The sequence below is a fragment of the Mesorhizobium sp. M7A.F.Ca.CA.004.06.1.1 genome, assembly GCF_003999135.1.
Taxonomy (GTDB): domain Bacteria; phylum Pseudomonadota; class Alphaproteobacteria; order Rhizobiales; family Rhizobiaceae; genus Mesorhizobium.
Window position 1 is genome coordinate 1 of sequence record NZ_RZPQ01000123.1, and the last position, 10,690, is coordinate 10,690.

Genomic DNA, 10,690 nt, shown 5'->3' on the forward strand with positions numbered 1-10,690 from the left:
CCCCTCGAGGGGGAGGGGGACGCCGTCGCCCCGCAATCGATGAGGTTTTAGAGCATGGCCGCACCCGGCGAGAATCTGCGAATCAATTCAGACCGTTTGTGGGATTCCATCATGGAGATGGCGAAGATTGGCCCCGGCATTGCCGGCGGTAACAATCGCCAGACCGTGACCGACGAAGACGGCGAAGGGCGGCATCTGTTCAAGCGCTGGTGCGATGCGGCCGGGCTCGAAATGGGCGTCGATGAAATGGGCACGATGTTTGCCCGCCGCGAAGGCACCGATCCCAGCCTGCCGCCGGTCTATGTCGGCAGCCATCTCGATACGCAGCCGACCGGCGGCAAGTACGACGGCGTGCTCGGCGTGCTGGGCGGGCTTGAAGTGGTGCGCTCGCTCAACGATCTCGGGATCAAGACCAGACATCCGATCGTCGTCACCAACTGGACGAACGAGGAGGGCTCGCGCTTTGCGCCGGCGATGATGGCGTCCGGCGTGTTCGCCGGCGTGCTCGACCAGGCCGATGTGTACGGGCATGTCGACAAGCAGGGCAAGAAATTCGGTGAGGAGCTCGAGCGCATCGGCTGGAAAGGCAGCGAGAAGGTCGGCGATCGCAAGATCCACGCCTTCTTCGAACTGCATATCGAACAGGGTCCGATCCTCGAGGACGAAGATATCGACATCGGCGTCGTCACTCATGGCCAGGGCCTGAAGTGGCTCCAGGTGACGCTGACCGGCAAGGAAGCCCACACCGGCTCGACCCCGATGCCCAAGCGCCGCAATGCCGGGCTCGGCATGGCCCGGGTGATCGAACTGGTGCATGAGATCGCCATGGACTACCAGCCGGACGCCGTCGGCGCGGTCGGCCACATGGAGGTCTATCCTAACTCGCGCAACATCATCGCCGGGCGCACCGTCTTCACCGTCGACATCCGCTCCCCGGAAAAGGAAGTGCTGGACGCCATGGACGGCCGCATCCGCGAAGGCATCGACACGATCTGCGATGCGCTCGACATCCGCTACGAGATCGAGCAGGTCGGCGCTTTCGATCCGGTCACCTTCGACGCGGGTTGCGTCAAGGTGATCCGCGATGCCGCCGAACGTCTCGGCTATTCCCACCGCAACATCGTCTCCGGCGCCGGCCATGACGCCTGCTGGATCAACCGCGTCGCGCCCACCGCCATGGTGATGTGCCCCTGCGTCGACGGCTTGAGCCACAACGAGGCCGAGGAGATCACCAAGGAATGGGCTTCGGCAGGTGCCGATGTTTTGTTCCATGCGGTGGTGGAGACGGCTGTCATCATGGAGTGAGCTTAGAATCTACCTCCAAACGACGCTCGCAAAGAAGCGCGAAGAGAACAAGGGAACAGCTAATGACCAAAGTTATCCGAAACGGCACCATCGTCACCGCCGACCGCACCTGGAAGGCCGATGTGCTGATGCAGCACGGCAAGATCGTCGCCATTGGCTCGGACCTGCATGGCGACCACGAGTTCGACGCCACCGGTTGCTACATCATGCCGGGCGGCATCGACCCGCATACCCATCTCGAAATGCCGTTCATGGGCACCTATTCGGCCGATGATTTCGAATCCGGCACCCGCGCCGCGCTCTCCGGCGGCACCACCATGGTGGTCGATTTCTGCCTGCCGGCGCCGCAGCAGTCGCTGCTCGAAGCCTTGCAGATGTGGGACAACAAGACCTCGAAAGCGTCCTGCGACTACTCCTTCCACATGGCGATCACCTGGTGGGGCAAGCAGGTGTTCGACGAGATGGCCACTGTCGTCGACAAGGGCATCACCTCGTTCAAGCATTTCATGGCCTACAAGGGCGCGCTGATGGTCGATGACGACGAGATGTATGCGTCGTTCCAGCGCTGCGCCGATCTCGGCGCGCTGCCGCTGGTGCATGCCGAGAATGGCGATGTCGTTGCCGCCCTGTCGCAGAAGCTGCTGGCTGCCGGCAACAACGGCCCCGAGGGCCACGCCTATTCACGGCCACCCGAAGTGGAAGGCGAGGCGACCAACCGCGCCATCATGATCGCCGACATGGCCGGCGTGCCGCTCTATGTCGTGCATGTCTCCTGCGAGCAGAGCCACGAGGCGATCCGCCGCGCGAGGCAGAAGGGCATGCGGGTGTTCGGAGAACCGCTGATCCAGCACCTGACCCTGGACGAGAGCGAGTATTTCGATAAGGACTGGGATCATGCGGCGCGCCGCGTGATGAGCCCGCCCTTCCGCAACAAATTACACCAGGATTCGCTGTGGGCGGGCCTGCAGGCGGGCTCGCTGCAGGTGGTGGCGACCGATCATTGCGCTTTCAGCACCAAGCAGAAGCGCAACGGCGTCGGCGATTTCACCAAGATTCCGAACGGCACCGGCGGGCTTGAAGACCGCATGCCGGTGCTCTGGACCACCGGCGTCAACACCGGCCGGCTGACGATGAACGAGTTCGTCGCGGTGACCTCGACCAACATCGCCAAGATCCTCAACATGTATCCGAAGAAGGGCGCCATCGTAGAGGGCGCCGACGCCGACATCGTCGTCTGGGATCCCCAGCGCAAGAAGAAGATCACCTCGAAGAAGCAGCAGTCTGTCATCGACTACAACGTGTTCGAAGGGTTCGAGGTGACCGGTCTGCCGCGGTTCGTGTTCTCGCGTGGCGAACTGTCGATCCAGGAGGCCGAGGTCAAGGCCAAGCCCGGTCATGGCGAGTTCGTTGGCCGCGAGCCGAATGCGGCGGTCAACCGGGCGCTGTCGACGTGGAAGGAAATCTCCGCGCCGCGCAAGGTGGAACGCACCGGCATCCCGGCGACCGGGGTTTGAGCTTGCGCGGCTCGAAGAACGCCAAGAAACGGATGATTGCCGACAAACACGGCGCCGCCTTTGGGGATGTGTCGCAGTGCCGATAATTGCCGAACTCGGCGCCGCCCCTCATCCGCCTGCCGGCACCTTCTCCCCGTATACTGACGGGGAGAAGGGAGATGAACGCAACCTCGCCGCCCTTTTTTGTAACGTCGGAGATTGGCGAAATCCTCCGCGAAATCGTCCTTCTCCCCGTCACTATACGGGGAGAAGTGCCCGGCAGGGCGATGAGGGGCAGCGCAAACCTCGGGCAATTGACCGGTGGGATCCTAGCCCGTCGATACCGGCTTCAGGCGACCAGTGCATCCAGTTCCGGCAGCAGGACGACGCTTTCCTGTTCGTTGGGATCGGTGCGGGCAATGACGGCCGAAGACGGGGCGCTGCTCAGATTGGCCGGCAGATGCGGCACGCCGGCCGGAATGTAGAAGAGGTCGCCGGCCTTGACCACGATATGATGCTCGAGCCGGTCGCCGTACCAGGTGTGGACTTCGCCGGAGAGCACGTAGATCGCCGTCTCGTGGCTCTCATGCATATGCGCCTTGGCGCGTGCGCCGGGCGGCATGGTGAGCATGTGCATGCAGATGCCGGAGGCGCCGACGGTCTCGGCGGCGATGCCGGCGAAATAGGTCAATCCCTGCTTGCCTTCATAAGTGCTTTCAGGGCGGATAAGATGACAGGTGGGTTTGGGCGACATCGGGGAAACTCCGGGCGTCGATCGAGTGGGACAAGGTCAGTGGGACAGGGCCAAATGGGACAGGATAAGTGGAAAACAACATCGCGATAAAAGCAATCGGATTCCAGCCGCCGCAGGGACGGAAACAGGCAGGCGGCAGCCGATGACGGGGACTTCGCCAGCCGTCGTCGCGGCAAGCAAACTCGGACTGACCTTCCAGACCAATGACGGGCCGGTGCAGGCGCTGTCAAACGTCGATCTCACCATCGGCAAGGGGGAGTTCGTCTCCTTCATCGGCCCTTCGGGCTGCGGCAAGACCACGTTGCTGCGCGTCATCGCCGATCTGGAGAAGCCGACCTCGGGGACGATTTCGGTCAATGGCATGACAGCAGAGCAGGCGCGCGAGAAACGCGCCTATGGCTATGTTTTCCAGGCCGCCGCGCTGTTTCCGTGGCGGACGATCGAGCGCAATGTCGGGCTGCCGCTGGAGATCATGGGCCTGTCCAAGGCGGAGCAAGGCGAGCGTATCAAGCGCACGCTCGAGCTCGTCAACCTCTCTGGCTTCGAGAAGAAATATCCCTGGCAGCTCTCGGGCGGCATGCAGCAGCGCGCCTCGATTGCCCGTGCGCTGGCCTTCGATGCCGACCTGCTGCTGATGGACGAGCCGTTCGGCGCGCTGGACGAGATCGTGCGCGACCATCTCAACGAGCAATTGCTGGAATTGTGGGGACGCACCAACAAGACCATCTGCTTCGTCACCCACTCCATTCCGGAAGCCGTTTATCTGTCGACGCGCATCGTCGTCATGTCACCGCGGCCGGGCCGCGTCAGCGACATCATCGAATCGACACTGCCGAGAGAGCGGCCGCTCGACATCCGCGAGACGCCGGAGTTTCTGGCGATCGCAGCGCGCGTGCGCGACGGGCTGCGGGCAGGGCACAGCTATGATGATTGAGGGAGCAATCGACGGGCTCCCTCCTCTCCCCAACGGGGAGAGGGTGGCCGGAGCGAAGCGGAGGTCGGGTGAGGGGGCGGCCCACCGCGCCTTCGTCATCCCAGGGCACCGCGAGGCGGCGTGCGTAAAGGGAGCGGTCAACCACCCCTTCGTCATCCTAGGGCAGAGCAGGCGCGCAGCGGCCTGCGCAGACCCTAGGATCCATGCCGTGACGCCGGCCGAAAGGCGAAAACGGTTGAGAAAACAGGCCAAGCAGGGCGAGGCACAGGGAGCCTTGTTCCGCACCGTTGTGGAGCACAGAGGTAACGGCATGGATCCTAGGGTCTGCGCCGCGTCGCTTCGCTCCTTGCTTCGCCCTAGGATGACGAAGAATGGGTATGGCCGCTCTTTGCCGTTGGGCAAAGGGGAGCGCACCTAATGGACACCTTCCGCGACAAACTCATCCCCGTCACCTCGATCCTCGCTGGGGTGGTCGTGCTCTGGTATGTCTTCGCTGTCATCCTCAACGCGCCGTTCCAGCGCGATCTCGACCGTCGCGCCGGTGAGACCTCCACGTTCAGCGAACTCATCGGCAAGACGCTGTCGCAGCCGAAGCCGACATTGCCGGCGCCGCATCAGGTGGCGGTGAATTTCTTCGAGAACACCTTCCTGCGGCCTATCACCTCGAACCGCAGCCTGGTCTACAATGCCTGGGTGACGCTGTCGTCGACGCTGCTCGGCTTTGCCTTCGGCACCGCGCTCGGCATCATCATTGCGGTCGGCATTGTCCATGTGGCGACGCTCGACCGCAGCCTGATGCCGTGGATCATCGCCTCGCAGACCATTCCCATCCTGGCGGTGGCGCCGATGATCATCGTCGTGCTGGGGGCGATCGGCATCAGCGGCCTGATCCCGAAGGCGATGATCTCGACCTATCTGTCATTCTTCCCGGTGACTGTCGGCATGGTGAAGGGGCTGCGCTCACCCGAGATCATGCATCTCGACCTGATGCACACCTACAATGCCAGTCGTGCGCAAACCTTCTGGAGATTGCGTGTGCCGGCCTCGGTGCCGTTCCTGTTCACCTCGATGAAGGTGGCGGTGGCGGCAAGCCTGGTCGGCGCCATCGTCGGCGAATTGCCGACCGGTGCGGTCGCCGGCATCGGCGCCAAGCTTTTGGCGGGCGCCTATTACAGCCAGTCCATCGACATCTGGTCTGCGCTGGTTGCTGGGTCTGTGGTGGCGGCACTTCTGGTCATGGTTGTCGGCATTGCCGGGCGCCTCGTCGACCGCGCCATGGGCGGGAGGCCGGCATGAACTGGCTGAAACCCTCCTGGCAGGCGGTGTCGGCGATCGTGCTGTGCCTGATCGCGGTCGCGCTCGGCCCGATCGCCGCGCCGAAAGTGGATGCACTGGCGCAGCCCGCAGGGACGTTGATGTATCCCTATGTGGCGACGAACTGGCTGATCTTCGGCGTGCTGCTTCTCGCTGCTTTGATCTCGATGGCCAGAATACCGTCCGTCGTCGAAGCGGTTGTGCTTTTCATCGGCGCGCATCTGGCCGCCTGGCTGCTGATTGGCGGCATCACCGGCTTCGAGGGCCTGGCACGGGCGCCCTATTTCCTGCTGCTCACGGGTGCCTGGCTGCTTGGCTGGCGCTGCGTCGCCGTCCTGTCGGGCCTTCGCCCGATGGCAAGCTGGGCTCGCACCGCGCTGCGCCTGATCATCCCGGCCATCTTCGGCGCCTGGATACTGATCATCTGGGAAGCGGTGACGCGTGGCGCCGGCATTCCCTTCATCCTGTTGCCGCCGCCAAGCGCAATCGGCGCGCGCATCGCCGGTTCGCTGCCGGTGCTCGGCGCGGATGTCCGGCAGACCATCTTCAAGGCGGTGATCTTCGGCTATGTGGTGGGCAGCGGCGCCGGCTTCATCACCGCAATCCTCGCCGACCGTGTGCCGTTCCTGCGGCGCGGCCTCTTGCCTATCGGCAACATGGTCTCGGCGCTGCCGATCATTGGCGTCGCCCCGATCATGGTGATGTGGTTCGGCTTCGACTGGCAGTCCAAGGCGGCTGTTGTCATCATCATGACTTTCTTCCCGATGCTGGTGAACACGGTCGCCGGTCTGGCCGCCTCCGGCCATATGGAGCGCGACCTGATGCGCACCTATGCGTCGGGCTACTGGCCGACGCTGCTGAAGCTCAGGCTGCCGGCCGCTGCTCCCTTCATCTTCAACGCGCTGAAGATCAACTCGACGCTGGCGCTGATCGGCGCCATCGTCGCCGAGTTCTTCGGCACGCCCGTCGTCGGCATGGGCTTCCGCATCTCGACCGAGGTCGGGCGGATGAACATCGACATGGTCTGGGCCGAAATCGCAGTTGCAGCACTTGCGGGTTCGGTCTTTTATGGCGTGGTCGCTCTTGTCGAAAGAGCCGTCACGTTTTGGCATCCCTCTGTCCGTGGTGGATAGGGGCGGTGGGTTTAGGGCACTAACTTCAGAGGGTAAAAAAATGAAAAGACTGATTATTCCCGTTCTGGCCGGCGCGATGTCGCTCGCCGCGTTCCAGGCAATGGCCGCCGACAAGGTGACGTTGCAGCTGAAATGGGTCACGCAGGCTCAGTTTGCCGGCTACTATGTCGCCAAGGCAAAGGGTTTCTATGAGGCCGAAGGTCTCGACGTCGACATCAAGCCGGGCGGTCCCGATATCGCGCCCGAGCAGGTGATCGCCGGCGGCGGCGCCGATGTCATCGTCGACTGGATGGGCGGTGCGCTGGCCGCCCGCGAAAAGGGTGTGCCGCTGGTCAACATCGCCCAGCCGTTCAAGAAGGCAGGCATGGAGCTGGTCTGCCCGAAGGACGGCCCGATCAAGACCGAAGCCGACTTCAAGGGTCACACACTAGGCGTCTGGTTCTTCGGCAACGAGTATCCGTTCTACGCCTGGATGAACAAGCTCGGCCTCAAGACAGACGGCGGCCCGGACGGCGTCACCGTCTTGAAGCAGAGCTTCGACGTGCAGCCGCTGATCCAGAAGCAGGCGGATTGCATCTCGGTCATGACCTACAACGAGTACTGGCAGTTGATCGACGCCGGCTACAAGCCGGAACAGCTGACCGTGTTCAACTACTCGGCCATGGGCAACGACCTGCTTGAGGACGGGCTCTATGCGTCCGAAGACAAGCTCAAGGACCCGGCCTTCGAAGACAAGATGGTGCGTTTCGTGCGCGCCTCGATGAAGGGCTGGAAATACGCCATCGACAACAATGACGAAGCCGCTGGCATCGTCATGGACGGCGGCGGCCAGGACGAGAACCACCAGAAGCGCATGATGAGCGAAGTCGCCAAGCTGATCGACAATGCCGACGGCAAGCTCGACCCGGCGACCTACGAGCGCACCGCCAAGGCGTTGCTCGACCAGAAGATCATCACCAAGGAGCCGACCGGCGCCTACACCACCGCCATCACGGACAAGGCGGTCAAGTAAGCCTATTCGGTAACGTCTAGATATTTCAACACGGCGCCTCCGGCAGAAATGCTAGAGGCGCCGTTCCTTTATGGTGTTCATGACGAAGCTGGTCTCGATCGAGGCGACGCATTTCAGCCGCGCGATCTTTTCCTTGATGAAGCGCTCGTATTGTTCGAGGCTTCCCGTCACTACTTTCAGCACATAGTCGCGCGAACCGGTGACGAGGTGGCATTCCAGCACCTCGTCCCAGCCGCGGATCGCGTCCTCGAACATGACGATCTCGTCCTCGTTCTGGCGGCTGAGCCGGATGGTGGCGATGGCGACCATGCTCCAGCCGAAGGCTGAGGGATCGACCAGGGTGGTGTAGCCCCTGATGACGCCGGTCTCCTCCAACCGCCGCACCCGTCTCAGGCAGGGCGACGGCGACAGGCCGATCCGCTCGGCAAGCTCATTGTTGGTGATGCGGGCGTCGGCCTGCAGTTCGCGCAGGATCCTGCGGTCGAAATCATCGGCTATCTTCTGCTGCACTTTCCGTCTCTCCGGGCAATTTGTTGCGGGAATGCAGCCATGAGAGCCCAAAAATAGCAAGGACTGGCGGAACGGGATCGCATAAATTGCCGTTCACTATGTCACTCGAACAGGCAGGAAAGCTCATGACCGCGCCACGCCCGTCGAAAACCCATATCGGCAACCACAAGCTCCACCCGGAGACGCTGATGCTGAGCTATGGCTTCGATCCGCAACTTTCGGAGGGCGCGGTCAAGCCGCCGGTGTTCCTGACCTCGACCTTCGTGTTCAAGTCGGCGGAAGAAGGACGCGACTTCTTCGACTACACCTCCGGCCGCAAGGAGCCGCCGAGCGGCACGGCGTCGGGCCTGGTCTATTCGCGCTTCAACCATCCCAACAGCGAGATCGTCGAGGACCGGCTGGCGATCTATGAGGGGGCGGATGCCTGCATCCTGTTTTCATCCGGCATGTCGGCGATCGCCACCACGCTGCTCGCCTATATCAGGCCGGGCGACGTCATCCTTCATTCGCAGCCGCTTTACGGCGGCACCGAGACGCTGTTGACGCGCACGCTCTCCGGCTTCGGTATCGGCGCGGTCGGTTTCGTAGATGGCGTCGATGAGGCAGCGGTGCGCACGGCCTCCGACGCCGCCGTCGCGAAGGGCCGCGTGTCGGTCATCCTGATCGAAACGCCGTCAAACCCGACCAACAGCCTGGTCGATATCGCGCTGATGCGGAAGATCGCCGACGAGATCGGCGCTAGCCAAGGGTCGACGCCGATCGTCGTGTGCGACAACACGCTGCTCGGCCCGGTTTTCCAGCGGCCCATCGAACATGGCGCCGACGTGTCCGTCTATTCGCTGACCAAATATGTCGGCGGCCATTCCGATCTCATCGCGGGCGCCGCCATGGGCAGCAAGGCGGTCACCAAGCCGATCAAGGCGCTGCGCGGCGCGATCGGCACGCAGCTCGACCCGCATTCCTGCTGGATGCTTGGCCGCTCGCTGGAGACGCTGTCGATCCGCATGGAGCGGGCCAACGACAATGCGCGCCTGGTCGCCGAATTCCTGCGCGACCATGCCAAGGTCGAGAAGGTGCATTACCTTCCGTTCCTGGGCGAGGAAACGCCGGCTGGCCGCACCTACAGGGCGCAATGCACTGGTGCCGGCTCGACCTTCTCCTTCGATATCAAGGGCGGCGAGAAGGCGGCTTTCGCCTTTCTCAACAACCTGCAGATCTTCAAGCTGGCGGTGAGCCTGGGCGGAACGGAATCCTTGGCCAGCCACCCCGCGGCCATGACCCATTCGGGCATACCCTTCGAGGTGCGCGAACGCATCGGCGTGCTGGAGACCACGGTCAGGCTGTCGATCGGCGTGGAGCACCCGGATGATCTGATCGCCGACCTGACGCAGGCGCTGGCAGCCGTCTGACGCCGCCGGTATCGCGCGGTCCATTAGTCTGCACGTAAGTGTTACTCGCGCGCAGCCATTCGCTCTTATAAGCCTTGTGCCGATACATCCGCGCGCCGGGGAGCCGTGGCTGGATGTCATCAGCAAACGGAGATTCTCATGCGTATCCAATCCTTGGCGCCGATGCTTTCGGCACTGGCCATCTCGGTGTCCTTCCTTACGGCAGCGCCGGCCCTGGCGGAGACGGTGAAGCTGAAAGCGACGCTCGACGGCGCCCAGCAGAACCCGCCGGTGACCACGAAAGGCAAGGGCACCGCAGCTCTTACCTTCGACACGGCCACGAAGAAACTCAGCTGGAACGTCAAATATTCCGGGCTGAGCGGGCCGGCGACCGCCGGGCATATTCACGGCCCAGCCGCGATGGGTGAAAACGCCGGGGTGGCGATCCCGTTCAAGGGCAAGCTCAAGAGCCCGATCAAGGGATCGGCCGTGCTGACCGACGCGCAGGCCGCCGACCTGATGGGCGGCAAGGACTATGTCAACGTGCACACGGCAGCCAACAAGGACGGCGAAATCCGCGGACAGATCGAGACCGCCAAGTAGCGCAAGCCGCATGACAAAAAGGGGCGGGCGACCGCCTCTTTTTTTGTTTGGACTACGCCTTGTCGCGTATCTGCGTCATCGTCTTCGTCGGCGTGATCGCTTCGGGGTCGAGGCGGATTTCCACGATCGCCGGCTTGCCGCTGGCGCGGGCACGTTCGAAGGCGGGAGCGAAATCGGCGGTCTTGTCGACCGTTTCGCCATGGCCGCCATAGGCGCGGGCCAAGGCCGCGAAAACGGGGTTTTT

11 protein-coding genes are annotated in these 10,690 nt (G+C 63.1%); 8 read left to right on the forward strand and 3 right to left on the reverse strand.

Annotated features, from left to right (window positions below; genetic code table 11):
- Positions 1-54 precede the first annotated feature (54 nt).
- Together EN906_RS10445 and hydA are read left to right on the forward strand one after the other, a co-directional pair.
- The gene (locus tag EN906_RS10445) at positions 55-1,305 is read left to right on the forward strand and encodes a Zn-dependent hydrolase (RefSeq protein ID WP_127272370.1); all 1,251 of its coding nucleotides are present in this window, start codon (positions 55-57) and stop codon (positions 1,303-1,305) included.
- A 62-nt stretch (positions 1,306-1,367) separates the two neighbouring features.
- Complete coding sequence (gene hydA, locus EN906_RS10450) at positions 1,368-2,819, forward strand: dihydropyrimidinase (protein ID WP_127270636.1); 1,452 nt, start codon at positions 1,368-1,370, stop codon at positions 2,817-2,819.
- Between the two features lie 328 nt (positions 2,820-3,147).
- On the opposite strand, the gene EN906_RS10460 is transcribed toward hydA, so the two are convergent.
- Positions 3,148-3,552, reverse strand: a complete 405-nt coding sequence (locus EN906_RS10460) for a cupin domain-containing protein (RefSeq protein ID WP_127270638.1) — start codon at positions 3,550-3,552, stop codon at positions 3,148-3,150.
- Between the two features lie 142 nt (positions 3,553-3,694).
- Between EN906_RS10460 and EN906_RS10465 the strand changes: the two genes are divergently transcribed.
- The 4 genes from EN906_RS10465 to EN906_RS10485 all read left to right on the forward strand — a co-directional run bounded on the left by EN906_RS10465 (position 3,695) and on the right by EN906_RS10485 (position 7,945).
- Positions 3,695-4,486 (forward strand): ABC transporter ATP-binding protein, encoded by a 792-nt coding sequence (locus tag EN906_RS10465; protein ID WP_127272369.1) that lies wholly within the window; start codon positions 3,695-3,697, stop codon positions 4,484-4,486.
- A gap of 417 nt (positions 4,487-4,903) precedes the next feature.
- Positions 4,904-5,782: an ABC transporter permease gene (locus EN906_RS10475; RefSeq protein WP_127272550.1), complete on the forward strand. Its 879-nt coding sequence runs from the start codon at positions 4,904-4,906 to the stop codon at positions 5,780-5,782.
- Positions 5,779-6,933: an ABC transporter permease gene (locus EN906_RS10480; RefSeq protein WP_127272549.1), complete on the forward strand. Its 1,155-nt coding sequence runs from the start codon at positions 5,779-5,781 to the stop codon at positions 6,931-6,933. The genes EN906_RS10475 and EN906_RS10480 overlap by 4 nt, the downstream gene beginning before the upstream one ends.
- A gap of 40 nt (positions 6,934-6,973) precedes the next feature.
- Positions 6,974-7,945 (forward strand): ABC transporter substrate-binding protein, encoded by a 972-nt coding sequence (locus EN906_RS10485; RefSeq protein ID WP_013894623.1) that lies wholly within the window; start codon positions 6,974-6,976, stop codon positions 7,943-7,945.
- A 51-nt stretch (positions 7,946-7,996) separates the two neighbouring features.
- On the opposite strand, the gene EN906_RS10490 is transcribed toward EN906_RS10485, so the two are convergent.
- Positions 7,997-8,455 (reverse strand): Lrp/AsnC family transcriptional regulator, encoded by a 459-nt coding sequence (locus EN906_RS10490; protein ID WP_127271209.1) that lies wholly within the window; start codon positions 8,453-8,455, stop codon positions 7,997-7,999.
- A 125-nt stretch (positions 8,456-8,580) separates the two neighbouring features.
- Here EN906_RS10490 and EN906_RS10495 point away from each other — a divergent pair, with 125 nt between their 5' ends.
- Positions 8,581-9,864, forward strand: coding sequence for a cystathionine gamma-synthase family protein (locus tag EN906_RS10495; protein WP_127272547.1), 1,284 nt, complete (start codon positions 8,581-8,583; stop codon positions 9,862-9,864).
- A gap of 138 nt (positions 9,865-10,002) precedes the next feature.
- Complete coding sequence (locus EN906_RS10500; RefSeq protein ID WP_127271887.1) at positions 10,003-10,446, forward strand: CHRD domain-containing protein; 444 nt, start codon at positions 10,003-10,005, stop codon at positions 10,444-10,446.
- A 52-nt stretch (positions 10,447-10,498) separates the two neighbouring features.
- On the opposite strand, the gene EN906_RS10505 is transcribed toward EN906_RS10500, so the two are convergent.
- Positions 10,499-10,690: thiamine pyrophosphate-dependent enzyme (locus EN906_RS10505; RefSeq protein WP_245484221.1), on the reverse strand; the 192-nt coding region annotated here is incomplete at its 5' end.

What these genes read in the sequence shown, in the direction of transcription:
- EN906_RS10445 (WP_127272370.1), top strand. Translation starts at nt 55, where the DNA reads ATGGCCGCACCCGGCGAGAATCTGCGAATCAATTCAGACCGTTTGTGG.
- hydA (WP_127270636.1), top strand. Translation starts at nt 1,368, where the DNA reads ATGACCAAAGTTATCCGAAACGGCACCATCGTCACCGCCGACCGCACC.
- EN906_RS10460 (WP_127270638.1), bottom strand. Translation starts at nt 3,552, where the DNA reads ATGTCGCCCAAACCCACCTGTCATCTTATCCGCCCTGAAAGCACTTAT.
- EN906_RS10465 (WP_127272369.1), top strand. Translation starts at nt 3,695, where the DNA reads ATGACGGGGACTTCGCCAGCCGTCGTCGCGGCAAGCAAACTCGGACTG.
- EN906_RS10475 (WP_127272550.1), top strand. Translation starts at nt 4,904, where the DNA reads ATGGACACCTTCCGCGACAAACTCATCCCCGTCACCTCGATCCTCGCT.
- EN906_RS10480 (WP_127272549.1), top strand. Translation starts at nt 5,779, where the DNA reads ATGAACTGGCTGAAACCCTCCTGGCAGGCGGTGTCGGCGATCGTGCTG.
- EN906_RS10485 (WP_013894623.1), top strand. Translation starts at nt 6,974, where the DNA reads ATGAAAAGACTGATTATTCCCGTTCTGGCCGGCGCGATGTCGCTCGCC.
- EN906_RS10495 (WP_127272547.1), top strand. Translation starts at nt 8,581, where the DNA reads ATGACCGCGCCACGCCCGTCGAAAACCCATATCGGCAACCACAAGCTC.
- EN906_RS10500 (WP_127271887.1), top strand. Translation starts at nt 10,003, where the DNA reads ATGCGTATCCAATCCTTGGCGCCGATGCTTTCGGCACTGGCCATCTCG.